Source organism: Brevibacillus sp. NPDC003359 (assembly GCF_042878995.1).
In the GTDB taxonomy this organism is placed as follows: Bacteria; Bacillota; Bacilli; order Brevibacillales; family Brevibacillaceae; genus Brevibacillus.
In genome coordinates this window covers 90,863-116,048 of sequence record NZ_JBIAOR010000015.1, presented here as the reverse complement: position 1 = coordinate 116,048, position 25,186 = coordinate 90,863, and the positions used below count along the sequence as shown (strand labels likewise).

Sequence of the window (25,186 nt, the reverse complement as noted above, 5' to 3'; positions counted from 1 at the left end):
CGTGCTGCGGCCTTTTTTAATTTAGATGTGCTACGCAGGTTTACTTCTGAGATCATGGAGTCTGTAGCTTGGCATATACATAGTACTAGCTCCTTCGAAAGAATGACATCGTATGAGAGGGTGATTAGACTATGCAAGCAGCAGTACTTTCCTCCTTTTTTCCGCCAGAACTCCCTACCATATTACTTCGGCTCTTTCTTGCTTTTCTAGCAGGTGCGATCATGGGATGGGAGCGAGAGAGGTTTATAAAAGATGTGAGCAGGCAAAGAGGTGCTGGCTTTCGAACGTATAGTCTCGTGTGTTTTGGTTCGTGTTTATTTGGACTAGCTTCCATTTACGGTTTTTCTTCGAGCGGCGTAAATGATGATCCAGGGAGGGTAGCTGCACAAGTCGTGACGGGCATGGGATTTTTGGGAGCGGGAGCTATTATTAAATTCAATGGCACGGTGAAAGGTTTAACGACGGCAGCAGGGATGTGGGTTGCTTCAGCCATTGGTCTGATGTTCAGTGCAGGTATGTATGTCGCAGCGATCGTTGCCGCGATTTTTTCATACCTGACGTTAGACTTTCATAGACTTTTTCCTCGATTATTTTCTGTCACCAAGATTTCACATCCTACTGATGAGAGCATTGGAAGTGATGAGAGGCCAAAACACCGTGATGATCGCGATTTTTATGACGAAGATCACGATTGATGTTTCACGTGAAACGTTTTTCGTTAGCAGGAATTGGACGAATCTTGCAGAATTACATATATATAAATGAACCTGAAGAAAGCGTGTAAGGAAAGAAGATTAGGTCAAAGGCAATTTTACAAACCGACCGGATGGGCAAGAAGAGTCTGTTAAGCAGTATGTACTATAGGGCTTGTGAAGCTTTTTTTAAATGTAGATACATGCTGTCTCTAACGATGTATGAGGAGGATCTATGTAGAAAAAGTAGGACTAGACTCACTTACGACGCCAACACTCCATATTTCCTTAGCAGCTACAATCAAAGAACATATTCAATCTCTCCTATCCGGGCAATGGATGGGCGAGGGATACAAAAATGTTTCGAGGAAGATTCTGTCGGTGATTGGACAGGACTTTTTTCAGTTTCAAGGACGTATTCAAAAGTCGTCTTGAAGAAGGAGGAGCGGATTGTAGGAGCCCTACATGAGCACTGGACTTCGAAAGTGAACGCTAGTTTCAATGTCGCACAAGCTTTCAGGATTACTTCGTCATAAATAGATGACTTTTTGAACAACTTCAAGGAATTAAAATAGCACGGATGGAACGGGTAGAAGTGGGGGATTTTTCTATGGCAGTTAAAGATTCATTTTCTCGGATTTTTGGCTTGACGGACAAGACAGATAACGAAGAAATCAAACAAATACCAGTCGAGGAGATTGTACCGAATCCATATCAACCTCGTACTGTATTTGATGACGAGAAAATTGATGAGTTGTGTCAAACGATCCGAACTCATGGACTCATTCAACCGATTGTCGTGCGGGTTCGCGATGGTCGTTATGAATTGATTGCTGGGGAAAGACGTTTGCGCGCAACTAGAAAATTGGGCATGGAGAGGATTCCTGCGATTGTCAAAGAGTTTAATGACTCGCAAACAGCCTCTATCGCATTGATTGAGAATTTGCAACGAGAAGGTTTGACAGCCATTGAAGAGGCAGTCGCTTATCAAAAGCTGATTGATTTGCACAATTTGACGCAAGAGAGTCTTGCTCAACGTTTAGGCAAAGGACAATCGACAATTGCAAACAAACTGCGTTTGCTCCATTTACCGCAAGAAATTCAAAAGGCATTGTTGGCCAGACAAGTAACAGAGCGTCATGCAAGGGCTCTGATTCCTTTAAAGGATCCAGAATTACAACATAAAGTCCTGCTGGAGATTTTGGAGCGGGAATGGAATGTGAAACAGACGGAAGTGCGCGTGAAGCAGCTTCTAGAATTGGCTGAGAACCCGAAATCAGAAAAAGATGTTAAGCCTCGCTGGAAAGCATTTTCAAGGGATACGCGGATTGCGATTAATACTGTTCGGCAATCGATCGATATGGTGATCCAGACAGGTCTGCCTGTAGAGACGGCGGAAGAAGATCATGATGAATTCTATCAATTCACCATTCGTATTCCGAAAAACAAGGAAACAGGGAAATAAATGATAGTAACAAAAAGGGCGACAAGGTCGCCTTTCTTTTTGGGCAAATGCTGATTATTTATAGGGAATCAGGCACTCCGCATTGATTAATTTCCAGAAAAAAGCATTTTTTCGTAAAAACGCTAGGAAAATCAGTATTCTTGGGACAAAAATCAGGCTTTTTTGTCTCACCATCTAAAAAAAACAACGTACGACCAAGCTGCAAATCTGATAACATGGAGAGTACCTACCTGTGCATACTTGCAGGTTTACTTGATCATGGATGAGGATAACTTTACAGAGACCTTTTTCGTCTTATCATGTACAGGCCATGTAAAGGTTACTGAATGGCAACAAATGGAAGGGTTTGCAAAAAGATCTTCGTTTTACAAGAATACGAGCAAATCGTAAATAGACTCGAATGACTAACTAGATGAGGATACAGAAGATGACTTTGAAAGACGTACTGGAGAGTGTACTGGTCAAGCCACAAGCTTTCCTACACGACAAAAAAGAGGTGGAGAAGTTGGGAAAAATCATTGCGGTTGCGAACCAGAAAGGCGGCGTCGGGAAAACTACTACGTCCGTCAATCTAAGTGCTTGTTTGGCCGCATTGGGGAAAAAGGTGCTGCTGGTTGATATTGATCCGCAAGGAAATGCAACCAGTGGGATCGGGGTAAATAAGGCAGATGTTAAGTACTGCATTTATGATGTCCTGATCAATGATATCAACCCTGTCGATGCGACTTTGCCAACTGAAATTGAAGGATTAATGATCATTCCTGCCACCATTCAATTGGCAGGTGCGGAAATCGAGCTGGTTCCTACGATTTCTCGTGAGGTTCGTCTGAAAAAGGCGCTGGAAGTTATCAAAGACAAGTACGATTACGTCATCATTGATTGCCCGCCATCCTTAGGGATTTTGACCGTTAATTCTTTGACAGCGTCTGATTCCGTCTTAATTCCAATCCAGTGTGAGTACTATGCGCTAGAGGGATTAAGCCAACTGTTGAACACCATTCGCTTGGTCCAAAAACACTTGAATTCACAGCTTGCCATCGAAGGTGTCGTACTGACGATGCTCGATGCACGTACGAATCTGGGTTTGCAAGTGATTGAAGAAGTGAAAAAGTATTTTCAGGACAAAGTATACAAAACAATTATTCCTCGAAATGTTCGCTTGAGTGAAGCACCATCACACGGACAAGCCATCATTACGTACGATCCACGCTCACGAGGAGCGGAAGTCTATACTGATTTGGCGAAGGAAGTGGTAGGGGTATGAGTAGAGGATTGGGAAAAGGGCTGAATGCGCTTATTACTTCCAATCTCATCGAAGAAGGGGAACAGGTAAAAGAGGTTTCCATCAATGAGATTCGTCCTAACCCTTATCAGCCCCGGAAAGAATTCGAGCAATCAGCTATAGATGAACTGGCACAGTCAATCAAAGAGCATGGGATCATCCAACCGCTGATTGTTCGGAAAAGCATCAAAGGTTATGAGTTGGTAGCTGGGGAAAGACGATTGCGCGCAGCAAAAGTAGCGGGGTTAAAAGAAGTTCCGGTAGTAGTAAAGGCATACACAGATCAGCAGTTAATGGAGATTGCCCTGATTGAGAACTTGCAACGGGAAAATCTGAATCCTCTCGAAGAGGCCGAGGCTTATGACAAGCTGATCTCCCACCATGCTTATACGCAAGAACAGCTCGCACAAAAGATAGGGAAGAGTAGACCGCATGTAGCCAACATGCTGCGTTTGTTGCAACTGCCAGAGAAGATCCGAAAAATGGTTTCGGCAGCTGAACTATCTATGGGACATTCGCGTGCTTTGCTTGGGGTAACGGATAAGAAAGTACAACAACAGCTTGCAAATGACGTGGTGGAAAAAGGATTGAGTGTTCGCCAGCTGGAAGAGCTTGTGAAGCAGCTCAATGTTTCACGTGAAACAAAAAAGAAAAAGCCAGCGAAAAACGAGCCAGTATTGATCGAGATGGAAGAACGGCTACGTAGTCGTTTTGGAACATCGGTCAAGATTAAAAAAGGATCAAAGCGCGGCAAGATCGAAATTGACTTCTATTCACAGGAAGACTTGGAACGAATCATCGATATGTTGAATATAGAGAAGTAAGTCCAGGAGGTAGTCATGGCGATCATCTATTTGGATAATGCAGCTTCTACATGGCCGAAGCCACCAGCAGTCAAAGAAATGATGGCTGAGGTCATCGAAGATTTTGCTGCAAATCCTGGCCGAGGTGGACATGCACTGGCGATGAAAGCGAGTAAAGCCGTGTTTCGGACACGGGTGCAGGTGTCGCGGTTGTTTGGGATTCAAAACCCGAATAACCTCTTTTTTTATCTCAATGCCACTCAAGCGCTTAATCAGGCGATAAAAGGATTCTTACAAGCAGGAGATCATGTAATTTCTTCGTCTGTCGAGCATAATTCAGTAAGACGACCCATCGAGTACATGCGTAAAAACAACCAAGTAGAAGCTACTTTTGTAGAGCCGAGAGAAGACCATCAATTCTATGTAGAGGACTTCGCCAAAGCGATTACGCCTGCAACACGGTTAATCGTTGTGAGTCATGCTTCCAATCTGACAGGTGTTATTTTGCCTGTAGCTGAGCTGGGGAAACTGGCAAAAGAGCACGGAATTACGTTTTTGGTGGATGCTTCTCAGTCTGCTGGTGTTTTGCCTATAGATGTAGAGGCAATGAACATTGACATGCTTGCTTTTCCTGGGCACAAAGGGCTGTATGGTCCACAAGGTACAGGTGGTCTGTACGTGAGTAGTGAGCTTGATCTGGAGCCTTTGATTCATGGGGGGACAGGCAGTCAGTCTGAAGCGATCGATCAACCGACAACTCGTCCAGACCGATACGAAAGCGGGACACTCAATACGGTTGGTTTGGCAGGGCTGCAAGCAGGCGTTGATTTTGTCATGGAAAAAGGTGTAGACAACATTCGTCAGCACGAATGGGAATTGGTGAAGAAAACGATCATTGGTTTGCAGCAGATCGAAGGTGTACATGTCTACGGACCGGGGATGGAGACCGAACGCGTAGGCGTGGTTGCTTTTAATATCGGAGACGTGGATGCAGCAGAGGTGTCGTTTATCTTGGATCAACAATACGGGATTGCGACCAGATCGGGCTTTCATTGCACGCCACTAGGACACCAGACTGCCGGTACCGAACAACGTGGGGCGGTTCGAGCCAGCTTTGGAATTTTCAACTCAGAGAAAGATGTAGAAGCGCTTCATAACGCTGTTCGGGAAATAGCAGCAGCGTTTGTGTAAGGCATCTGTAGGGGGACAGCGCAAGTGATCTTGCTAGGAACATTGGTCAACGCCGGAGCAATCATCTTAGGGGCATTGTTAGGCAGAATGTTGAAGCGAATTCCGGAGTCGATGCGACAAACCGTCATGCAAGGCATTGCTCTGGCCGTATTTATATTGGGCATTAAAATGTGCCTGGGTTCGGATAATTTTTTACTCGTGATTATCAGTATTGTGCTAGGAACAGTACTAGGTGAATGGATTGGGATTGAAAAAGGCTTAAACAATCTGGGGCACTGGCTGGAGAGGAAAGTTGGGGGTAGCCAAGGCAGTATCGCTACTGGATTTATCACGACGACGCTGGTGTACTGTATTGGAGCCATGGCTGTACTTGGTGCGTTAGACAGTGGTTTGCGTAACAACCATGATGTACTGTTTATGAAAGCAATGCTAGACGGCTTCTCTGCGATCATTTTCACATCGACGCTAGGAATTGGTGTCATCTTTTCGGCAGTGCCCGTGTTTTTATATCAAGGCATGATTGCGTTATTATCTACGCACATTTACAGTGTGGTGAGCGAAACGATGCTAGATGCGATCTTGGTAGAAGTAACGGCAGTAGGTGGCTTGATGATTATTGCCATTGGGTTAAACGTTTTGGAGATCAAAAAGATAAGGGTAGCCAACATGATGCCAGCATTAGTGATTGCAGCAGTCGGAGTTCCCTTTCTTGATTGGATTTCAAAGCTGTTTTCATAGTTGGCACAGAGGCTCTTCCTTCAGGAGGAGTCTTTTTCTATGAAAAATCAACTATCATCGATAAAAATAGCATGCGATAATATGATACAAAAACTTGATTTGCGAGCAAGTATGGATAAGTGGGACGGGACAGTACAGTACGACAGCATGTTGAGGAGAGAATTACTATGTTTGGTGTAATCGTCAATCCTGTATCAGGCAATGGCACAGGGTTGAAAGTATGGAGGCAAATTGAGCCGACGCTACGACGTCTAGAAACGCCTTTTCATGTCAGGTTGACATCAGGAGAGGGGGACGCCGAAAAATTATCAAAAGAGCTGATTCAAAAAGAGGGAGTAAATAAAATCATTGCTGTCGGAGGGGACGGAACTGTCCGAGGAGTGATGAACGGGATATACGAATCGAATCAAGACTGTCGATTTGGATTGGTGCCGGCTGGTTCCGGGAATGATTTCGCTCGCGGACATGGAATTCCGATGAAACCGTTACAGGCATTAGAGAGAATTCTGTCGGAAAAAGGGGAAAAGCGAATCGATCTGATTTTATTGGACGGAAAAGTAGCTGTGAATTCAATCGGGGCCGGATTCGATGCACAGGTAGCAAAGGTAACGGATCAAGCCCTGTACAAAGCTTGGCTGAATCAGTACAAGCTAGGAGCACTAGCCTACATTTTATCGGTGATCCGCGTCGTATGTACGTATCAGCCACGTGACATCGTTCTGAACGTTGATGGTCATGAGGTTCGTTTAGAGGGTGTCTGGCTAGTGGTCGCTGCCAATATTCCGAATTACGGGGGCGGAATGCTGATTTGCCCCGATGCTATACCGGACGATGGCATTGCGGACATTTGTGTAGTAAGTGGTATGAGTCGACTTGGATTGTTAGCCGCTTTTCCGAAAATATTCACAGGGGCTCACCGTCATCATCCGGGTGTCCGTTTTTATAGGGGCAAGCAGGTAACGATAGAAGCAGCAGGACCGCTGCCCGTCCATGCAGATGGAGAAAGCGTAGCGCCAACGCCGCTAAGCGCCCAAGTGATTGAAAAGCGCCTGACGATTATTGTGTAAAAAAAATAGACCTGTCATCCGCTGAGGGAGAGAACAGATCGAAAGCAAGTTTTCTAAAGAGGGATGGAACCTTTTGCAGAAAGAAACGGTCAATCATATAAGACACTATCGAATCGACTAGGCGTAGAAGCCAATGTTACGGCTTTTGCTAGTCCGGAAGCTATGATATCTGCCATGTTCATGACGATGGAGAGGCGGGTATTTTGAAGGACAAAATACTCCATGAAGCCTCCAACGTTGACAATCCCGGTAATGTGGAAGGAACCAACAGGAGGCAGCTCTTTTTTTACACCAGCCCCTGGTTTTAGTGGACCATTAATCACATTGATGTTCCCGACATGACTAAATTGTCCTAAACAGGCATCGACCGCAATGAGTGTAGCTGTCGGATGATTCGCCTGGATGAGCTCCAATTTTTCCTTTAGATTCATGGCATGTACAGGGTCCTCAAGCGTTCCGTACACTTGCAAAAAGCGAGGTGACTGTGCGAGGAGCTTGGTTCCCACTAACGGGCCTAGAGCATCACCAGTAGAACGGTCTGTCCCAATACATACAATGACAAGGTCGTCATCGAACCGATTTAAGCGAAAGCGCTGCGCAAGGTGACCGGCGAGATGCTCGTCTGCGTTTTCACTGCGGTATTCCACTTTAAAAGGTGGCAAAGAATAATCTTTGCGATTATCGGATGTACTCATGGAAACCTCCACTCTTGCGGACTTGGCTTAAACCAACCTGTAAAAGGTTATATAAAAGTATTCACAGTATCGTACCGATATGACATTTTTATACCTGCTAATGGGAAAGTTACGTAGGTTTTGAAAAATCAGCGAGGCTGGCAAGCATGAAAACGAACAGGTAAAATAAGAGGAGCCTATGGCAGTTTGCGTGAAAAAGATGAGGGGGAGTGAAATGGGAGGAGAAACAGTGCTGATCGCGTTTGATTCCACGCAGCAAGCCTTGCGGGCAGAAATGCTGCTGGAGTACGAAGATATTGAGATCGATACAAGACCAACACCGAAAGAAATAACGGCTGGCTGCGCCCTTTCCATTGAGTTCCCACTATCGGATTACTCACGAGCGAAAACGATCATGATGGAACAACAAGTGGTAATACGAGGATACTTCCGTCAGTTTTTTGGCCTGTATAGCGAGGTCGATGAAAACGGGGAGCAGAAGGAGCGGGAGGAATGAATCAAGCTGGTTTTTTTGAGAAAATTTATGCCCAAGTATATGCGTATGTGACAGATGCAGACATGTGGGTAAACATAGGCATGATCGTACTGAAGATCGCAGCGATCATACTGTTATCACGAATCGTCGTATCTGTTGTGCAATCAGGCGTGAATAAAGTGTTCCAGCACCGTCATGGAAGCAAGATTCAAATGGATCAACGCCGAGTGGATACGATGCGGGTGCTCGTCAACAATGTCGTTCAGTACAGCATTTACTTTTTGTCGATTCTCATGATCTTGCAACTGTTGGGCATTGATTTGCGCCCTGTTTTGGTAAGCGCAGGGGTACTGGGGCTGGCAGTTGGTTTTGGAGCGCAGAGTCTCGTGCGTGATATCATTACGGGATTCTTCATTATTTTTGAAGACCAATTTGCTGTCGGAGACGTCGTAACGATCAACAACTTGACAGGTACGGTACAGGAGATTGGTCTGCGCATTACAAAGATGCGAAGCTGGACAGGTGAGCTACACATCTTTCCAAATGGCACGATTAATCAAGTGACCAATTTTTCTTTGCAAAATACGTTAGCGGTTGTAGACGTATCTGTAGCGTATGAAGAAGATCTGAATCAAGTAGAGTCTGTGCTCAAAGAAGTATTGGCATCGGCTCAAACGGAATTGACGGATATCGTAGCTGAGCCACAGATTTTGGGAGTACATGCACTGGGACCTTCCGAAGTCATCATTCGGGTTACGGCTGAATGCAAGCCGAATACGCATCACGGGGTCAATCGAAATTTGCGTGCGAAAATCAGAACGGAATTAACTAACCGCGGCATACAAATTCCGTATCCAAAAATCGTCGCGGTATCTGGAAAGGGAACAGTGTAGAGAGGAGAGAGAGAAATGGAACGCAAGCAATTTGGGCTGGGGGATGTCGTACAGATGAAAAAGCCACATCCATGTGGCACGAATGCGTGGAAGGTCATACGCATGGGCATGGATGTGCGAATTAAATGTACGGGTTGTGATCATAGCGTGATGATTGGACGACTAGAATTTGAGCGCAAACTGAAAAAAATACTGATTCGCGCGGAAGAAGAACCGCAAGCATAGTCCATAATTCTTTGATCAACCCATCTGTCTTTTTCTACAATGCCTGTAAACGATGAAGGGACACGCTTATATGCTTCAGGAAGCGGCTTTGTCGTTTTAGACGGGAGGGGTTCGATGAAAAAGATGAGTGTTCGGTGGTTGCAATGGGTAGTAGTGCTTGCGCTTTTCCTACTTCCATCACAGGGAGCGTGGGCAAAGTCGGCGAACGAATGGGGAGTGACAATATCCCCGGCTGACAAATCGGCAGAAATTGACCCGGATCAAATCATTACACTGACATTTTCGGGGCCGGTATCGTTAAAAAATGGTCAAGAGCTCTCCGACAAATCTGGTCTCTCGATCATTTCGCTCACGGATGCGAAAAAAAAGAAGGTTCGTTTTACGGCAAAATGGAACCAGACCAATCGAAGCATGACGATTGATCCGGAAGGAAATCTGGAGGCAGGGGCGTCCTATCGAGTAAGCTTGATGGCCAAAAAAGTGAAGGATCAGCGAGGCAATTTGAATCCAGAGCTGACCCGCACGTTTCAAACGAAAAAACCTGTGGATAACATCTCTCCACAAGCCGTCATATTGCCCGGTCACGGGGCTAAAAATGTAAGGCTCCAGGATAAAGTGACACTCCAGTTTGCAGAGGAGATTACTTTGGTTGGTGGTGGAGTTCTTTCCAGCAAAACGGCCGGACCGTTAGTTCGTGTGACAGATGAAAAAGGGGCTATCGTTCCCCATACAATTACCTGGAACAAAAGCAAGCGGATGTTGTCTGTAAAGCCAAAAGGAAAATGGCAGCCACATACGAGATATCAGGTAAGCCTCATTGCGGGTTTAGTAAAGGACACAGCAGGTAATCACAATCAAGCGCAGTGGATAACTTTTCAGACGGGGGCTAAATAGTCCAACCAGGTGGGTAAAAAAAAGGATGCAGCCAATGTAGGCGCATCCTTTTTCCTTTTGTACGATTAAATGTATCTCCCGGTGATGGTACTTAGGTTATGACTGATCATTATCCCTGGGCTGCATCGCCTGGTTATGATCTATGTGGAATTGGAGAAGGTAAGGCTGCTGAGGATGCAAGCTTACCTTCAGATAGGCTGGATGGCAGCGGAGTAGGTTAGTCGCAGTCGCAACCTACGATAACGAGAAGGATGAACAGGACCAAGATCAGCGCGAAATCGTCGAAGCCGTTAAAGATACCCACTTGCTAACACCTCCTACCGTAGTTTCAATACTCATGCTATGTAGGAACCCACTACGGGGTATAGGCGGATGCCCTGGTTCCAAAGAAAATAAGTTATTCACAGCATATCCACAGAAAATGTGGACAACTTTTTGCGAAGAAAAAGAGTGTCTGCAAACGATTTGGGGAAAAGAAAGCTGTTAATAAATACTTATCCACAGACTTATCCACAAAAGGGGATTTTCTCTGGATAAATTGACGGTTGTTATTGAATATTTTAAAAATTTTTATTAGTAAGAAGGAAATTGGCAGGTAAAAATATAATTACACACTTATAATTTTGGCAAAAATAGATAGAAGAAAAGGGGCGATTTAGATTTGAAGAAGCAAGTATTTGCATCTGTTACGGCTTTAGCCATTGCATTATCGACCGTATCCGTACCATTCATTCCTTACAGCACGCAGGCGGTAGCTCTTGCTGCTGAGAAGCCTTCTTATCAAACTCGCGCTGAGATCCCGAATGACTACAAGTGGAAGTTGGATCATATTTATCCAACTGTTCAGGAATGGGAAAAGGATGTTGCTAAGGTCGAATCTTTGGCAAACGCTTTCACAAAGCACCAAGGTAAGTTGGGTACATCTTCTGCTGCGATGCAGGCGGCATTCGACGACTACGTTGAGTTGATGCGCTTAAATGACAAAGCATACGTGTACGCAAACATGTCTCTCGATGTAAACTCCGCGAATCCTGATCTGCAGAAGCTGGGAGACCGCGCGGAGAAAATGTCCACACTTGTCACGGAAAAAACCTCGTGGGTACAGCCTGAAATCGTTGCGATTTCCGATGACAAAATAAAGAGCCTACTATCTGAAAAGGAGATTGAGCCTTACAAGCTGTATATCGAAGACATGCTGAGAACGAAGCCGTACTCACTCTCTGCTGATATGGAGCAGCTCTTGGCGAAATCGTCTCCATTGGGCGGTGCACCGACCAATATTTACAGCATGCTGTCAAAAGATGTGAGGTTTCCAAAAATCAAAGATGAGACAGGCAAAGAAGTACAGTTGACTCGTGCCAATTTCATTTCCTATCTGGAAAGCAAGAATCAAAATGTGCGCAGAGAAGCGTTCAAGGCGTACTATAGTGCACTGATCAATTTCCAAGATTCGTTTGCATCGACGTTGGCTGCAAAAGTGAAGGGCGATAATTTCTACGCAGCTGTACGCAATTACGATTCTGCGCTGGAAGCAAGCCTGACACCGAACAACGTACCAACGAAGGTGTATGATGAGCTGATTGACACGGTGAATGACAATCTGCCATTGCTGCATCGCTACATTTCCTTGAAAAAGAAAATGCTTGGCGTGAAGGAATTGCACATGTACGACATTTACGTGCCGATCGTTCCATCTGATGACAAATATATTTCCTTCGACGAAGGAAAGAAAATCGTCGTTGATGGGTTACAGGTAATGGGTGATGACTATGTGAAGGCAATGTCTGAAGGCCTCGATGGCGGTTGGGTAGATGTCTATTCCACAGATGACAAGCGCACGGGTGCTTACCAATGGGGTGCTTATGATACACATCCATATGTGCTGTTGAATCACCAAGGTACCCTCGATGATGTGTATACCATTGCCCATGAAATGGGACACGCCATGCAGTCGTATTACACGAATAAAAACCAGCAGTACATTTCGTCCAACTACCCAATTTTCACGGCAGAAGTGGCTTCTACCATGAATGAAACACTGCTGTTCAAGAGCATGTACGCGAAGGCGAAGACGAAAGAAGAGAAGATGTATCTCTTGAATCACTATCTGGAAAACTTCCGTTCCACGCTGTTCCGTCAGACGCAGTTCGCGGAGTTTGAGAGAGCGATTCACGAGAAGGAGCAAGCAGGGGAGTCTCTGAATGCGGAAGCGATTAAGAAGATCTACCTCGACATCAACAAAAAGTACTACGGGAAAGACATGGTTTCTGATGAGGAAATCGGTATGGAATGGGCACGTGTGAGCCATTTCTACAACTATAAATACTACGTCTATCAATACTCGACGAGCTTTGCCGCTGCACAAGCATTAGCGAAGCAAATCATGGATGAAGGTCAGCCAGCAGTAGACCGTGTTCGCAAAAACTTCCTCGAAGCGGGTAACTCTGCTCCACCTATCGAGGTACTAAAAGCAGCAGGTGTGGACATGTCGACGTCCCAGCCAATCGAGCAAGCAATGGAAATTTTCGAAGAGACATTGAATGAGCTGGAAAAGCTGGTGAACGAGAAGTAAAGAAACGCATAGAAGCAAAACAGGCTCCCTTCCATTACGGATAGGGGGCCTGTATTTTTCCTGTATCTATCAATAGGCAATGCCGACTCGCGCTCGCATGTATGCGGAAGAAGAAAGCTGCTGATACGTAAATTCCGCCGTATCCGGCACGGATATTTGCATCCCATCCACAGGCAATTGGTGAGCCTCGACCCGGTAAGTGCCCGTATACTCGCCATCAGGCAAATACGTTGGACATACAATGGTCCAATCGAGTTCGGACTGTGCCAAGAGCGAATATGCCTTGTGATGTTCCTCGGCAGCACGCGTCAATTTTTGTCTGGACTCACTGGATTGATAGCGGAGCAGGTCAGGAGAAACCCTGCTTTGCAAGATGCCAGCGGTGCCCACCGTAATAATTCGAGAAACGCTTTCTCGCTTCATTGCTTCAATAATATAAGGAGTCCCTTCGGATAACGTCGTCGCTTTATCTGTCCCGAGCGCGCTAATGACCGCGTCAACTCCACGCATGGCTGATGTAACATCCATTTGATCGAGAACATTTCCGGTCAGGACACGCACATTTTCAGTAGACAGATGAAGGAGCTTGTCTGCCGAGCGAACGAGAACGGTTATTTCATGCCCATCTTTTAATGCATAGTCCAGGATATGGCTCCCTACGCGACCAGTGGCACCGAGAAGTAAGAACTTCATCTTTGTAGTCACCTCGTTACTTTTCATTTTTCCGTAGCAAAACAGATTTTCGTTTGTCTAGTCTAGCATTTCTTTTTTTGTCCCACCACCTGAAGCTATGATGAGCACAGAAGGAGACAAGTGAAACAAAGCTTCCACAAGGAGACAATTGTAATCTGAAAACCAAATCTATATACTTAAAAGGATATCAGGATGATGATAAGGGAGTGTATATAGATGGGTGCTTCTTGCGGGATCGTCGGTCTTCCAAACGTAGGGAAATCGACATTGTTTAATGCCATTACACAAGCGGGTGCTGAATCGGCGAACTATCCGTTCTGTACGATTGACCCTAACGTAGGTATTGTGGAGGTGCCAGACGAGCGTCTGGAAAAGCTGACACAGATCGTCGTTCCGAACAAGGTAGTTCCGACAGCGTTTGAATTCGTGGATATTGCTGGTTTGGTAAAAGGCGCGAGCAGAGGCGAGGGTCTTGGTAACCAGTTCCTCGGACACATCCGTGAAGTGGACGCGATTGCACATGTTGTACGTTGCTTTGAAGATGAGAACATCACACACGTAGCAGGTCGCGTAGATCCTTTGAGCGATATCGAGACAATCAATTTGGAGCTGATTTTTGCTGATCTGGACTCTGTTGATCGTCGTATTGACCGCATTGCACGCAAGGTGAAATCCGGCGACAAGGAATCCAAGCAAGAGCTGGACGTGCTGGAGAAATTGAAGGCAGCATTTGAAGAGGGGCAATCTGCCCGCAGTGTAGAACTCGATGACGAGGAGCGCAAATGGATTCGTGATCTGCATCTTCTGACAATCAAGCCAATGTTGTACGTTTGCAACGTAGCAGAAGACGGCATTAACGATGCAGACACCAACCCGCATGTGCAGACGGTTCGTGAGCATGCAGGGAGTGAAGGTGCAGAAGTGGTTGTCATCAGCGCGAAGGTAGAGGCGGAAATCGCTGAACTCGAGGGTGAAGACAAAGAGATGTTCTTGGAAGAACTCGGTCTTACTGAGTCTGGTCTCGATCGCTTGATTCGTGCTGCTTACAAACTGTTGGGATTAGTTACTTATTTCACAGCAGGTGTACAAGAAGTTCGCGCATGGACTATCCGTCAGGGTACAAAGGCTCCAGGTGCAGCAGGCGTGATTCATACTGATTTCGAGCGCGGATTCATTCGTGCCGAAGTGATTGCTTATGATCATCTGGTAGATGCTGGTTCCGTAGCAGTAGCCAGAGAACGTGGGAAGTACCGTCTTGAAGGGAAAGAGTACGTAGTCGCAGATGGAGATGTTATGCATTTCCGCTTCAATGTTTAGTACGAAATTCTTGATTCGAGCTAGGCGGTTTGCTATAATACGATAATGCGAGTATTTATGGAGTGCATGTTTTGTGCGTTTCGTTTTAGCACTCGCTCCTTGCCCGAACAGGGCCGCTAAAGTCCATAAGGAGGTGAAAAGGTATGCGCCAATACGAAGTAATGTATGTATTGCGTCCAGACCTTGAAGAAGAGAAAGTAAAATCCAATGTAGCTCGTTACAGCGATGTTGTAACTAACTATGGTGGCGAAATCTCTAAGCTTCAAGAAATGGGTAAACGTCGTCTTGCGTACGAGATCAACAAGTTCCGTGAAGGTTACTACGTTTTGATGAACTTCAAAGCGAACTCCGATGCTGTTGCGGAAGCTGAGCGTCTGATGAAAATCAATGACGACGTAATCCGCTTTATGTTTGTTCGTGATGAGAAGTAATCATTGTCGCGATCAGAGGGGGAACCAAGATGAATAAAGTCATTCTCATCGGCAACCTGACGAAAGATCCTGAACTTCGCTACACGCCAAATGGCGTTGCCGTTGCTACTTTTACTGTGGCCGTCAATCGTCCCCGCACCAATCAAGCGGGAGAGAGAGAAACGGACTTCATTAACATTGTCGCTTGGCAAAAACTTGCCGACCTGTGCGCAAGCTATTTGCGTAAAGGTAGACAAGCAGCCATCGAAGGACGTATGCAAACACGTTCCTATGATAATAAAGAAGGTAAAAAGGTATACGTGACGGAAGTCGTTGCGGAGAACGTTCAATTTTTGGGCGGTCGAGGCAATGAATCCGGCGGAGACAATTCAGGATACGATCCAGGACCGGGCATGGGTGGCGGTAACAAACCATCCGGTCAACGAAATAATGACTATGATCCGTTTGGTGATCCTTTCGCGAGTGCAGGCAAGCCGATCAACATTTCAGATGATGACTTGCCGTTCTAGTATCGTACAACTTTCACATTCCTAAGAGGGAGGGACTATCATGGCACGCAAAGGACGTCCTAATAAGCGTCGTAAAGTATGCTTCTTTAAAGTGAACAAAATCAAGCACATCGATTATAAAGATATTGATTTGCTGAAAAAGTTCATCAGCGAACGCGGCAAAATCTTGCCACGTCGTGTAACTGGTACTTCTGCGAAGTATCAACGTGCACTGACAATCGCAATCAAGCGATCCCGTCAAGTAGCACTGTTGCCTTACACTGCTGAATAATTTTCAAAAGCTATACAAAGAGGGGCACAATTGCGTGGCCCTCTTTTTTCCATAGTTTTCTATGGAAAGTGTACATGAGATATGAATAATGAGGTGCTGACATGCCGTCCAAAACGAAACACTTGGCTGAAAATGCCCTTATGCTGGGTATCGCACTGATAATGCTGTTTCTCAGTACATATACCATACTGGGAGGACTCGTCATCTTCTTGATACCTCTGCCTTTTATCCTTTTGGCAGTAAATCGAACAGTACCTAGCATGATTTGGATCGCCTTGGCCTTTACGTTTCTGGGCTGGATCATTACCGGTCCGTTTGCAGCTACACTTGCTCTTTTCAGTGCCGCTTGGGGATCTACAATGGGGATTGTTTACTCGAAAAAAAGGGACGCCTTGCCAGCTATTGCGGCGGGTGCTGGTATCTTTTTTCTAGGTGCGGTTTCCTTGCTTGGATTCTTGGCATTTGGAATGAACGTTGATTTCAATCTAATTTTGCAAGAAGTTTCAAAGTTGCGTCCGGCGATGGTGCCAAAAGAGCAGTATGATCAACTCATCCAGTTTTTTAAAATCGTCTTACCTACAATGATAGTCATAGGCGGTTTTATATGGAGCGCCATTATTCATGGATTGGTGAGTCTGATTGGACGACGTCTGCACAGACCGATTCCAGCATTGAAGCCAATTCGAGAATGGAACTTCCCTCGATCATTGCTTTATTACTACTTCATTGCGATGATCAGTCTTTTGTTGTTTGCTGAAAGCATGCAGGGTACATTCTGGGAAATCGCCCTGATGAACCTGAAAGTCATGCTGGATGCTATTTTTGTTTTGCAGGGCTTGAGTTTTTGTCTATTTGCTGCCTTTTTGTACGGGTGGAAGAGAATGACTCCTGTGCTCGTTGTCTGTCTATTTATTTTTCCCCCCCTAAGTACTATACTTAGTCTAGTAGGGATATTTGATCTAGGAATTCGTTTGCGTGAAAAACTGGAAACAAGAGTGAAGAGGGGCTGAGGAAATGCCCAAGTTCCTGTTAAAGCGTTGGTACGGGATGCACATGGTCCTGGCACTCAGCTTTAGCTTGCTGTTGTTGGGGATTTTGACCTTGTTCCATTGGATGTACGGGGCGATCGGCATGATTTGCTTGATTGGCTTGGTTCTTTACGCTCTTCAAGCAGAAAAGGGGTTCCAACGAGACTTGCGCCTGTACTTGGCGACAGTCACCCATCGCGTGAAGAAGGCGGGAGAAGGCGTTATCCAGGAACTGCCGATCGGAATTCTTTTATACAACGAGGAAAAGGCAATTGAGTGGGTAAACCCGTATATGACGCATATGTCCGGGGATGAATCCATGATCGGGAAAAGCCTTCAAGAGGTATTCCCCCAACTGGCTTGGAAGCCGGAGCAAAAACGGCTGGAGTTTACTTATAACGAGCGGGTATACGAGGTCATTGTGCGGTCCGATGAGCGCCTTTTGTATTTCAAGGACATTACGGACTTTAAAGAATTGACGACTCGTTACCATCGAGAAAAGGCTGCACTTGCCATCATTCACCTCGACAATTTGGACGAGGTTGGACAAGTCATGGATGATCAAAGCCGTACGCTGCTCTCTACAAGCGTGGCTGGTGTGATTACAGAGTGGGCCAACAAACATGGCATATATCTTCGCCGAATCACGGCCGACAAGTTTTTGGCTCTGATGGAACGGGAAGCACTTGATAAATTAGAAGAATCGCGATTTGACATTCTCGATGTGGTACGGGAGATGACGGCTGACAACAAAATTCCGATTACGCTTAGTATCGGGGTTGGAGCGGCCGCTACTACTTACATTGAGCTGGGACAAATGGCACAATCAAGCTTGGATATCGCATTGGGGCGCGGTGGCGACCAGTGCGCTGTCAAGATTGGCAACAAGCTCACCTTCTATGGTGGGAAATCGAATGCGGTGGAAAAGCGGACACGCGTCCGGGCTCGTGTTATTGCACATGCTTTGCGTGATCTCATACATGAGGCGGAGCACGTCATCGTCATGGGGCATAAACAGCCTGACATGGATTCCATCGGGGCATCACTTGGTGTGTTGAAGGCTGTGCAGCTGCACAACAAAACGGCTTATATCGTCATGGACGAGGGCAATCATTCTGTCGAGCGTCTGATGAAAGAGATTTATGCCAATGAAGAGCTGGCAGAGACCTTTATCACGCCAGAACAGGCGATCCGACTCATCTCCGGCCGCACATTGCTGGTAGTCGTCGATACGCATCGACCATCGCTGGTGATTGAGCCGAAGCTGTTGACGGAAACAAGCCGAATTGTGGTGATTGACCACCATCGACGTTCGGAGGAGTTCATTGAGCCAGTACTCTTGTATCTGGAACCGTATGCTTCTTCGACGGCGGAGCTTGTTACGGAGCTGCTGCAATATCAGAGCGAGCGATTGAATATCGACAATCTGATTGCAACGGCACTGTTAGCAGGGATTGTGGTGGATACCAAAAGCTTTGCCTTCCGCACAGGTTCACGTACCTTTGAAGCGGCGTCGTTCCTTCGTCGTAACGGGGCCGATACCGCTGCTGTCCAGCGCCTGTTGAAGGAAGATCTGGGGCAGTATGTGAAGCGGGCAAAAATCATCATGAATACGGAAACGTACCGTGACAACATGGCGATTGCCATAGGCGATCCGTCTGAGGATTACACGCAGGTACAGGTGGCTCAAGCTGCTGAGCAGCTACTCACTTTGTCAGGTATCCAGGCGTCGTTTGTTGTTGCAGAGCGATCCGACGATACGATCTTGATCAGTGGACGTTCTCTGGGCGACATCAATGTTCAGTCCATCATGGAACTGCTTGGTGGAGGCGGTCACCTCACTGGTGCTGCGACACAAATTCAAGGCATATCAATTAAAGAAGCTACACGTCGTTTGAAAGAAGCGATTGACTCGGTCGTATAGGCCAAAATATAAAGGGGGAAACGATGATGAAAGTCATTTTTCTTCAAGATGTAAAAGGCCAAGGGAAAAAAGGCGAAGTTAAGGATTTGTCAGAGGGCTATGTACGCAACTTCTTGTTGCCAAAGAAGCTGGTAAAAGAAGCGACAGATAGCAACGTGAAAACGCTTGACGCTCAAAAGCGCAGCGAAGATAAGCGCAAGGAGCAAGAAAAGCTGGATGCTCAGGAGCTCGGCAAAAAGCTGGAAGAGCTGACAGTGAAAGTAGCAGGAAAAGCAGGCGAAGGTGGTCGCTTGTTTGGGGCAATTTCCAGTAAACAAGTAGCGCAAGCGCTGGAAGATCAGTTTAAAATCAAAGTAGACAAGCGTAAGCTCGAAATGGATGCCATCCGTGCTTTGGGCGTGACGCAAATCAAAGTGAAACTGCACAACGAAGTAACCGTGACGCTAAAAGTACACGTTGTGGAAGAATAATGACTCAATTGTGGGGGGTGTGACGTGAGCGACCTGTTTTTGGATCGTGTGCCGCCACAGAACAAGGAAGCGGAACAATCGGTACTGGGTGCCGTGTTCTTGTCTAAGGAAGCTTTAATCACGGCCATTGAGATTCTCCGTCCGGAGGATTTTTATAAGACAGCGCATCAGCGCATCTTTCAAACGATGGTGGACCTGTATGAAAAAGGCGAACCTGTCGATCTGGTTACGGTTACAGCGGATCTACAGGACCACAAGCTGCTGGATGAAGTTGGCGGCGTTACGTATATCACGGAAATCGCCAGTTCAGTTCCAACGGCTGCCAACATCGAATACTATGCAAAAATTGTAGAAGAGAAATCGCTGCTACGGCGATTGATTCATACAGCTACCAAGATTGCCAATGACGGATACTCCCGTGAGGATGATGTCACGCAGATCATCGCGGATGCAGAGAAGTACATCATGGAGATCGGTCAAAATCGCAACAGTGGCGGTTTTACACCGATTCGTGATGCCCTTCTGGAAACGTACGAGCGGATTGAGTTTTTGAGTCAGCGACGCGGTGATATTACAGGGATTTCTACGGGATATACAGATTTGGACAAAATGACAGCAGGATTGCAGCGCAGTGATCTGATTATCTTGGCAGCCCGTCCTTCCGTAGGGAAAACGGCTTTTGCCTTGAATCTCGCGCAAAACGTAGCAGCCCGTGCAGGTGAGACTGTAGCCATCTTCTCCTTGGAGATGGGTGCTCCTCAGCTGGTACAGCGTATGATTTGTGCGGAGGGCAATCTGGATGCGTCCCGGATGCGTTCAGGGTCACTGGAGGAAGATGATTGGCAAAAGCTGACGATGGCAATTGGTACGCTGGCAAAAGCGCCGATTTACATCGACGATTCTCCCGGGGTTACTGTACAGGACATCCGGGCGAAATGCCGTCGCCTTCAGACCGAGAAGGGATTGGGTTTAATCCTGATCGATTACCTTCAGCTGATTCATGGACGAGGCAAAGGAGATAACCGTCAGCAGGAAGTATCTGAGATCTCTCGTACGCTAAAAGGGATCGCGCGTGAGCTGAACGTGCCGGTTATTGCCCTGTCGCAGTTGAGCCGTGGTGTAGAGCAACGGCAGGACAAGCGACCGATGATGTCCGATATCCGTGAATCGGGATCGATTGAGCAGGACGCCGATATCGTTGCTTTCTTGTACCGTGATGACTACTATGACAAGGAATCAGAAAACAAGAATGTCATCGAAGTCATTATCGCCAAACAGCGTAACGGCCCGACCGGAACGGTGGAGTTGGCGTTCCTGAAAGAATTTAACAAATTCGTCAACCTGGATCATCGTTTTCGAAATCAAGCAGGTTAATAGATGGAATGTAAGAAAAGCCGGAGAAATTCCGGCTTTTTTTTCTATATTGAATTGCCGAACATATTAAGAATTAACTATATGAATGTTCGTATTTAGCGTTGACATGGGGAGTCACGTTTAGTAAACTTAGATTGTTTCAGGCCCGAAAAGACATGATAATATCAGGAGGTGTTTTTCGATGTCAACAGTCGTTGTCGTCGGAACCCAGTGGGGCGATGAAGGTAAAGGTAAAATTACAGACTATCTAGCTGAAAGTGCAGAGGTAGTGGCTCGTTACCAAGGCGGTAACAACGCAGGCCATACCATTATTTTTGATGGTAACAAATATAAGTTGCATTTGATTCCATCCGGAATTTTTTATAGTGACAAGACCTGCGTAATCGGAAACGGTATGGTAATCGATCCGAAAGCATTGGTAAAAGAGCTGGAGTACATTCATAGCTTCGGTTTTTCTACAAGCAATTTGAAAATCAGTGATCGCGCGCATGTGATTCTGCCGTACCACATCAAGCTGGATGGCGTAGAAGAAGATAGCCGCGGTGCTAACAAAATCGGTACGACCCGTAAAGGTATCGGACCTGCTTACATGGATAAAGCAGCACGTATCGGTATTCGTATCGCTGACTTGCTGGATCGCGATGAGTTTGCTCGCAAGCTCGAGCGCAACCTGGCAGAGAAAAACATGCTGCTGGAGAAGCTGTACAACACAACTGGCTTTGAGCTTCAAGAAATTCTGGATGAATACTTGGCTCTGGCAGAAATTATTCGTCCTTACGTAACTGATACATCTGTTGTCCTCAATGATTCCATTGATAGCGGCAACCGCGTATTGTTTGAAGGCGCACAAGGCGTATTGCTCGATATTGACCAAGGTACGTATCCGTACGTAACGTCCTCCAACCCAATTGCGGGTGGCGTGACTATCGGTTCCGGTGTAGGCCCAACCAAGATCCACCAAGTAATCGGGGTGGCAAAAGCATACACAACGCGTGTAGGTGACGGTCCATTCCTGACTGAGCTGACTGATGCAACTGGCGACCATATCCGTGAAGTTGGTTTTGAATATGGTACAACAACAGGTCGTGCACGTCGCGTAGGCTGGTTCGACAGTGTCGTTGTTCGTCATGCTCGTCGTGTCAGCGGTATCACCGGTTTGGCGATCACCAAGCTGGATACATTGTCTGGCATTGAGACTCTGCGTATTTGCACAGCGTACAAATACAATGGTGAAGTCATCGACTCGTTCCCGGCCAACCTCAACCTGCTGGCGAAATGCGAGCCAGTTTATGAGGAGCTGCCAGGTTGGACAGAGGATATCACTGGTATTCGCAATCTGAACGACTTGCCAGAAAACGCTCGTCACTACATTGAGCGCATCACGCAACTGACTGGTATTCCAATGTCGATCTTCTCCGTAGGACCGGATCGTGAACAAACCGTCATTGTTCGTGGCATTTACGGATAAGCTATAGACTATATAATAGAAGAAAGCTGTCGATCATTCGGCAGCTTTCTTTTTTTACAAGGGACAGACACGAAACGACACCCTCTGGGCATATGGATAGACATAGGGAGAAATGGAGAGGTGAAAAGTGATGATGGGTTCTGGATTTGACCAAAAGGCCATGAAGCTGCTGGGCAAAAATGTACAGGTGAAAATGATCAATGGCGTCGTCATCAAGGGAACCATGACTCATTTCAACAATGGCTACCTATGCTTTATCACCACATACAAGCAACAAAATGACGCCGAGAAAACGAAAATACGCAGACTTGCGTTAAAAGACGTTACCTCGATGCAAGAGGTGTGAGTTTTCGATGTCGATAACGAAATAAGCCATCTTTCCTAGTTAGTTAAGGGAAGATGGCTATATTTATTTTAGATCAGGCCCCCAAATGATTCAATGATCCTAGTCGCTTCATCGGCTTGTTCCTCTGGGACGACTGCTGTTAATAGGACAGTGCGGTTGTAATAGCTGTCGTTTCGATCCGCGTATCCACTGGCATCGGGATCGGCGGCTGCCAGAATGCTGGCATCCCGTCCACTTGGAAAATCTCCTGACAGTGTCAAGGAGCCTAAGCTTGGAAAGCTACCAGTAAGTGGATTCATGATTCGTTCAATCCCCTCATCCGGGATTTGCCCGATCCTGTCGATTTGAATGATGGAAAAACCGGCTTGTCGAAGCGCATTTTCCGCCTTTTGTGCATCGTCCTCGGTGAGGAATCCTGCCAAAATGTTACGTTCCTTCACATATATCAGCTCCCAGTAATGATAAATGCTACCAATTATTTGTACATATAGTGACTCTACGTCTATTTTTTTATTCGACAGCAATTTACACTTGATGTTGTCGTTAATCTTGTGGTAAAGTCGACATAGTTGATTTCTTTAGGCAATTTGGCAGATAAATGGAAACTAAATTATGGGATATACGACCTAATCAATAAATTAAAAATTTTCAGGAAATGGAACGAGTAAGTTGTATCTGTTTTCAGGAGGGACAAGTTATGCAATGGTCGGAATGGAAGGCCAAGCTGCAGGAACGGTCATCACGAATCGTTCGAGATTGCAGTGATCTGGCGAAACGTACTATGAAACGTACAAGCTCTTACATCCAGTCGCATAAAAAACAATCGCTTTCAGTTGCGGCAGGTATAGTTTTGACGATTGCTGCTGGAGCATCTGCACAATACTACTACATAAGCAATGTCAATTCTGTCTACCATGTCATCGTGAACGGCAATGAGGTAGGCGTGGTAAACGATCCAAATGTGATTCATAACTGGACAACAGCCAAGCTGGAAGAGGAAAAGGCAAAAACAGGCCTTAACTTGCAAGTGGCTGACTACATCACATTTGAAGAAGAGCGTGAATTCAAGGCAGCGTTCGATAACGATGTCGCTGTACAAGCTTTGGCATCCGTAGCGGATATCAAGGTTCAGGGTGTTAAGCTGATGATTGACGGCAAAGTAGTAGGTTACCTGCCAGACCAGCAATCGGCTGACCAAGTACTCGCTGATGTGAAGCAAAAATATTCCGGTGTTCCGGCAACCACAGGGAAAAAGGCTGTTGTAGCAGCAGCATCCACAATCCCAGTCAAACCAAACCCGGTAAAAGAAGTCGCATTTAAAGAAAACGTAGAGATGCAAACCGAAACAGTCGATGCATCTCGAATTTTGTCTGCCGATAAACTTGAGGAGTTGCTGGTAAAAGGCACCTTCAAGGATATGAAGCACACGGTCGTAGAAGGCGATTGCATCGGTTGTATCGCGAAAAAATACGGCATTACGTCCAAAGATATTTACGCAAATAATTCAGGTGTCACAGAAAATACCGTCCTTCAATTGGGACAAGAAATCAATGTAACCGCAGTGCGTCCGCTGGTTACTGTACAAGTCAAAGAAGAAGTAGATCAACAAGAAGTTATTGCTTTTAATACCCAAATTAATAACAATGACAAGGTTCCTAAAGGCGAAACTAAGGTTGTACAAGAAGGTAAAAACGGTAGTAAAACAGTTAAGTACGAAGTTGTGAAAGAAAATGGACAAGTAGTTAATCGCAAAGTCATCAAACAAGATGTCACTGTGCAGCCTGTAACCCAAATTATGGAGCGCGGTACAAAAGTAATTCCATCGCGCGGAACAGGTCGTTTGAGCTGGCCTGCTAGCGGGTATATCAGCAGCGGCTTTGGCAAACGCTGGGGCAGCATGCACAAAGGAATTGATATTGCCGGTTCTGGTTCTGTCATGTCGGCAGACAATGGACGTGTCACATTCGCTGGTTGGAATGGTGACTATGGAAAATCGGTTATCATCGACCACGGCAATGGAATGAAGACATTGTACGGTCACATGAGCAGCATTAGTGTGAAAGCTGGCGATGTCGTTAGCCAAGGAAAGAAAATAGGCGTAAAGGGTTCGACTGGGCAATCCACTGGCGTCCACCTGCATTTTGAGGTTATACAAAATGGACGAAATCAAAACCCGATTCGTTACTTAAAATAGACAAGTAATTTCTGGATAGAAAAGGGCAACTCTGATGAGGGGCCCTTTTTTTATTTGGCAGGGAGTGAATGGCAAGCCCTTCTTTACATGGCGTACATGGTGTATTGTAGAGGAATAGTGAAGGTCGAAGTGGAATCCTTGAAGAAGCGGTTTGAGAGGAAACAGACGA

The 25,186-nt window shown here is 46.0% G+C and carries 27 protein-coding genes; 23 read left to right on the top strand and 4 right to left on the bottom strand.

Translation table 11 applies throughout. The features are described from left to right. The first annotated feature begins 131 nt into the window (after positions 1-131). The 7 genes from ACFYU8_RS25860 to ACFYU8_RS25830 all read left to right on the top strand — a co-directional run bounded on the left by ACFYU8_RS25860 (position 132) and on the right by ACFYU8_RS25830 (position 7,238). Positions 132-695: an MgtC/SapB family protein gene (locus ACFYU8_RS25860; protein WP_390305231.1), complete on the top strand. Its 564-nt coding sequence runs from the start codon at positions 132-134 to the stop codon at positions 693-695. Positions 696-1,302: 607 nt separating this feature from the next. After that, positions 1,303-2,157 (top strand): nucleoid occlusion protein, encoded by an 855-nt coding sequence (gene noc, locus ACFYU8_RS25855; protein ID WP_390305229.1) that lies wholly within the window; start codon positions 1,303-1,305, stop codon positions 2,155-2,157. Between the two features lie 505 nt (positions 2,158-2,662). Next, positions 2,663-3,421 (top strand): ParA family protein, encoded by a 759-nt coding sequence (locus tag ACFYU8_RS25850; protein ID WP_087349422.1) that lies wholly within the window; start codon positions 2,663-2,665, stop codon positions 3,419-3,421. Beyond that, on the top strand, positions 3,418-4,263 hold the full coding sequence (locus tag ACFYU8_RS25845; RefSeq protein WP_390305227.1) for a ParB/RepB/Spo0J family partition protein: 846 nt from the start codon (positions 3,418-3,420) through the stop codon (positions 4,261-4,263). Before ACFYU8_RS25850 ends, ACFYU8_RS25845 begins: the two co-directional genes overlap by 4 nt. A 15-nt stretch (positions 4,264-4,278) precedes the next feature. Then, on the top strand, positions 4,279-5,433 hold the full coding sequence (locus ACFYU8_RS25840; protein ID WP_390305225.1) for an aminotransferase class V-fold PLP-dependent enzyme: 1,155 nt from the start codon (positions 4,279-4,281) through the stop codon (positions 5,431-5,433). Positions 5,434-5,457: 24 nt separating this feature from the next. Next, a complete protein-coding gene (locus ACFYU8_RS25835; RefSeq protein WP_390305223.1) occupies positions 5,458-6,171 on the top strand; it encodes a DUF554 domain-containing protein in 714 nt (237 codons plus the stop codon). Positions 6,172-6,338: 167 nt separating this feature from the next. Then, entirely contained in the window at positions 6,339-7,238 is a 900-nt protein-coding gene (locus ACFYU8_RS25830) for a diacylglycerol/lipid kinase family protein (RefSeq protein WP_390305221.1), read from the top strand. An 89-nt stretch (positions 7,239-7,327) separates the two neighbouring features. Here ACFYU8_RS25830 and yyaC read toward each other — a convergent pair whose 3' ends face one another. Continuing rightward, positions 7,328-7,933 (bottom strand): spore protease YyaC, encoded by a 606-nt coding sequence (gene yyaC, locus ACFYU8_RS25825; protein ID WP_390305218.1) that lies wholly within the window; start codon positions 7,931-7,933, stop codon positions 7,328-7,330. 214 nt (positions 7,934-8,147) lie between these two features. Here yyaC and ACFYU8_RS25820 point away from each other — a divergent pair, with 214 nt between their 5' ends. The 4 genes from ACFYU8_RS25820 to ACFYU8_RS25805 all read left to right on the top strand — a co-directional run bounded on the left by ACFYU8_RS25820 (position 8,148) and on the right by ACFYU8_RS25805 (position 10,420). Then, entirely contained in the window at positions 8,148-8,429 is a 282-nt protein-coding gene (locus tag ACFYU8_RS25820; RefSeq protein WP_106838613.1) for a putative Se/S carrier protein, read from the top strand. Beyond that, positions 8,426-9,301, top strand: a complete 876-nt coding sequence (locus ACFYU8_RS25815; protein ID WP_390305216.1) for a mechanosensitive ion channel family protein — start codon at positions 8,426-8,428, stop codon at positions 9,299-9,301. Before ACFYU8_RS25820 ends, ACFYU8_RS25815 begins: the two co-directional genes overlap by 4 nt. A 15-nt stretch (positions 9,302-9,316) precedes the next feature. Continuing rightward, a complete protein-coding gene (locus tag ACFYU8_RS25810) occupies positions 9,317-9,526 on the top strand; it encodes a DUF951 domain-containing protein (protein WP_007720174.1) in 210 nt (69 codons plus the stop codon). Between the two features lie 114 nt (positions 9,527-9,640). Further along, positions 9,641-10,420 carry an Ig-like domain-containing domain gene (locus ACFYU8_RS25805; RefSeq protein WP_390305213.1) on the top strand — a complete coding sequence of 260 codons (780 nt, stop codon included), beginning with the start codon at positions 9,641-9,643 and terminating at the stop codon, positions 10,418-10,420. 217 nt (positions 10,421-10,637) lie between these two features. Here ACFYU8_RS25805 and ACFYU8_RS25800 read toward each other — a convergent pair whose 3' ends face one another. Beyond that, on the bottom strand, positions 10,638-10,724 hold the full coding sequence (locus tag ACFYU8_RS25800; protein WP_017246824.1) for a YjcZ family sporulation protein: 87 nt from the start codon (positions 10,722-10,724) through the stop codon (positions 10,638-10,640). Positions 10,725-11,081: 357 nt separating this feature from the next. Between ACFYU8_RS25800 and pepF the strand changes: the two genes are divergently transcribed. Then, complete coding sequence (pepF, locus tag ACFYU8_RS25795) at positions 11,082-12,992, top strand: oligoendopeptidase F (RefSeq protein WP_390305211.1); 1,911 nt, start codon at positions 11,082-11,084, stop codon at positions 12,990-12,992. 69 nt (positions 12,993-13,061) lie between these two features. Here the strand turns inward: pepF and ACFYU8_RS25790 are convergent, their stop codons facing one another. Further along, positions 13,062-13,685, bottom strand: coding sequence for an NAD(P)-dependent oxidoreductase (locus tag ACFYU8_RS25790; protein WP_390305209.1), 624 nt, complete (start codon positions 13,683-13,685; stop codon positions 13,062-13,064). A gap of 216 nt (positions 13,686-13,901) precedes the next feature. Here ACFYU8_RS25790 and ychF point away from each other — a divergent pair, with 216 nt between their 5' ends. From ychF to ACFYU8_RS25740, 10 genes are all read left to right on the top strand, one after another. Further along, positions 13,902-15,002 carry a redox-regulated ATPase YchF gene (gene ychF, locus ACFYU8_RS25785; protein ID WP_390305206.1) on the top strand — a complete coding sequence of 367 codons (1,101 nt, stop codon included), beginning with the start codon at positions 13,902-13,904 and terminating at the stop codon, positions 15,000-15,002. A gap of 143 nt (positions 15,003-15,145) precedes the next feature. Further along, the gene (gene rpsF / locus ACFYU8_RS25780; protein WP_007720183.1) at positions 15,146-15,433 is read left to right on the top strand and encodes a 30S ribosomal protein S6; all 288 of its coding nucleotides are present in this window, start codon (positions 15,146-15,148) and stop codon (positions 15,431-15,433) included. Positions 15,434-15,462: 29 nt separating this feature from the next. After that, positions 15,463-15,942: a single-stranded DNA-binding protein gene (locus ACFYU8_RS25775; protein ID WP_016739386.1), complete on the top strand. Its 480-nt coding sequence runs from the start codon at positions 15,463-15,465 to the stop codon at positions 15,940-15,942. Positions 15,943-15,982: 40 nt separating this feature from the next. Beyond that, the gene (gene rpsR / locus ACFYU8_RS25770) at positions 15,983-16,213 is read left to right on the top strand and encodes a 30S ribosomal protein S18 (RefSeq protein WP_007720187.1); all 231 of its coding nucleotides are present in this window, start codon (positions 15,983-15,985) and stop codon (positions 16,211-16,213) included. Positions 16,214-16,314: 101 nt separating this feature from the next. Then, positions 16,315-17,223: a DUF2232 domain-containing protein gene (locus ACFYU8_RS25765; protein WP_390305204.1), complete on the top strand. Its 909-nt coding sequence runs from the start codon at positions 16,315-16,317 to the stop codon at positions 17,221-17,223. 4 nt (positions 17,224-17,227) lie between these two features. Further along, positions 17,228-19,165, top strand: a complete 1,938-nt coding sequence (locus ACFYU8_RS25760) for a DHH family phosphoesterase (RefSeq protein ID WP_376895154.1) — start codon at positions 17,228-17,230, stop codon at positions 19,163-19,165. Between the two features lie 26 nt (positions 19,166-19,191). Continuing rightward, positions 19,192-19,635, top strand: a complete 444-nt coding sequence (gene rplI / locus ACFYU8_RS25755; RefSeq protein ID WP_007720193.1) for a 50S ribosomal protein L9 — start codon at positions 19,192-19,194, stop codon at positions 19,633-19,635. Positions 19,636-19,659: 24 nt separating this feature from the next. Further along, complete coding sequence (gene dnaB / locus ACFYU8_RS25750; RefSeq protein ID WP_106835577.1) at positions 19,660-21,009, top strand: replicative DNA helicase; 1,350 nt, start codon at positions 19,660-19,662, stop codon at positions 21,007-21,009. A 181-nt stretch (positions 21,010-21,190) separates the two neighbouring features. Further along, positions 21,191-22,477: an adenylosuccinate synthase gene (locus ACFYU8_RS25745; protein WP_390305201.1), complete on the top strand. Its 1,287-nt coding sequence runs from the start codon at positions 21,191-21,193 to the stop codon at positions 22,475-22,477. Positions 22,478-22,607: 130 nt separating this feature from the next. Next, positions 22,608-22,823 carry a hypothetical protein gene (locus ACFYU8_RS25740; protein WP_390305261.1) on the top strand — a complete coding sequence of 72 codons (216 nt, stop codon included), beginning with the start codon at positions 22,608-22,610 and terminating at the stop codon, positions 22,821-22,823. A gap of 68 nt (positions 22,824-22,891) precedes the next feature. Here the strand turns inward: ACFYU8_RS25740 and ACFYU8_RS25735 are convergent, their stop codons facing one another. Beyond that, on the bottom strand, positions 22,892-23,263 hold the full coding sequence (locus ACFYU8_RS25735) for a hypothetical protein (protein WP_483862296.1): 372 nt from the start codon (positions 23,261-23,263) through the stop codon (positions 22,892-22,894). A gap of 257 nt (positions 23,264-23,520) precedes the next feature. Here ACFYU8_RS25735 and ACFYU8_RS25730 point away from each other — a divergent pair, with 257 nt between their 5' ends. After that, positions 23,521-25,017: a LysM peptidoglycan-binding domain-containing M23 family metallopeptidase gene (locus ACFYU8_RS25730; RefSeq protein WP_390305197.1), complete on the top strand. Its 1,497-nt coding sequence runs from the start codon at positions 23,521-23,523 to the stop codon at positions 25,015-25,017. Positions 25,018-25,186: the final 169 nt, after the last annotated feature.

Excerpts from the sequence above, each read along its gene's own strand:
- ACFYU8_RS25860 (WP_390305231.1), top strand. The coding sequence starts at position 132 with ATGCAAGCAGCAGTACTTTCCTCCTTTTTTCCGCCAGAACTCCCTACC.
- noc (WP_390305229.1), top strand. The coding sequence starts at position 1,303 with ATGGCAGTTAAAGATTCATTTTCTCGGATTTTTGGCTTGACGGACAAG.
- ACFYU8_RS25845 (WP_390305227.1), top strand. The coding sequence starts at position 3,418 with ATGAGTAGAGGATTGGGAAAAGGGCTGAATGCGCTTATTACTTCCAAT.
- ACFYU8_RS25840 (WP_390305225.1), top strand. The coding sequence starts at position 4,279 with ATGGCGATCATCTATTTGGATAATGCAGCTTCTACATGGCCGAAGCCA.
- ACFYU8_RS25830 (WP_390305221.1), top strand. The coding sequence starts at position 6,339 with ATGTTTGGTGTAATCGTCAATCCTGTATCAGGCAATGGCACAGGGTTG.
- yyaC (WP_390305218.1), bottom strand. The coding sequence starts at position 7,933 with ATGAGTACATCCGATAATCGCAAAGATTATTCTTTGCCACCTTTTAAA.
- ACFYU8_RS25820 (WP_106838613.1), top strand. The coding sequence starts at position 8,148 with ATGGGAGGAGAAACAGTGCTGATCGCGTTTGATTCCACGCAGCAAGCC.
- ACFYU8_RS25815 (WP_390305216.1), top strand. The coding sequence starts at position 8,426 with ATGAATCAAGCTGGTTTTTTTGAGAAAATTTATGCCCAAGTATATGCG.
- ACFYU8_RS25810 (WP_007720174.1), top strand. The coding sequence starts at position 9,317 with ATGGAACGCAAGCAATTTGGGCTGGGGGATGTCGTACAGATGAAAAAG.
- ACFYU8_RS25805 (WP_390305213.1), top strand. The coding sequence starts at position 9,641 with ATGAAAAAGATGAGTGTTCGGTGGTTGCAATGGGTAGTAGTGCTTGCG.
- ACFYU8_RS25790 (WP_390305209.1), bottom strand. The coding sequence starts at position 13,685 with ATGAAGTTCTTACTTCTCGGTGCCACTGGTCGCGTAGGGAGCCATATC.
- ychF (WP_390305206.1), top strand. The coding sequence starts at position 13,902 with ATGGGTGCTTCTTGCGGGATCGTCGGTCTTCCAAACGTAGGGAAATCG.
- rpsF (WP_007720183.1), top strand. The coding sequence starts at position 15,146 with ATGCGCCAATACGAAGTAATGTATGTATTGCGTCCAGACCTTGAAGAA.
- ACFYU8_RS25775 (WP_016739386.1), top strand. The coding sequence starts at position 15,463 with ATGAATAAAGTCATTCTCATCGGCAACCTGACGAAAGATCCTGAACTT.
- rpsR (WP_007720187.1), top strand. The coding sequence starts at position 15,983 with ATGGCACGCAAAGGACGTCCTAATAAGCGTCGTAAAGTATGCTTCTTT.
- ACFYU8_RS25765 (WP_390305204.1), top strand. The coding sequence starts at position 16,315 with ATGCCGTCCAAAACGAAACACTTGGCTGAAAATGCCCTTATGCTGGGT.
- ACFYU8_RS25760 (WP_376895154.1), top strand. The coding sequence starts at position 17,228 with ATGCCCAAGTTCCTGTTAAAGCGTTGGTACGGGATGCACATGGTCCTG.
- rplI (WP_007720193.1), top strand. The coding sequence starts at position 19,192 with ATGAAAGTCATTTTTCTTCAAGATGTAAAAGGCCAAGGGAAAAAAGGC.
- ACFYU8_RS25745 (WP_390305201.1), top strand. The coding sequence starts at position 21,191 with ATGTCAACAGTCGTTGTCGTCGGAACCCAGTGGGGCGATGAAGGTAAA.
- ACFYU8_RS25740 (WP_390305261.1), top strand. The coding sequence starts at position 22,608 with ATGATGGGTTCTGGATTTGACCAAAAGGCCATGAAGCTGCTGGGCAAA.
- ACFYU8_RS25730 (WP_390305197.1), top strand. The coding sequence starts at position 23,521 with ATGCAATGGTCGGAATGGAAGGCCAAGCTGCAGGAACGGTCATCACGA.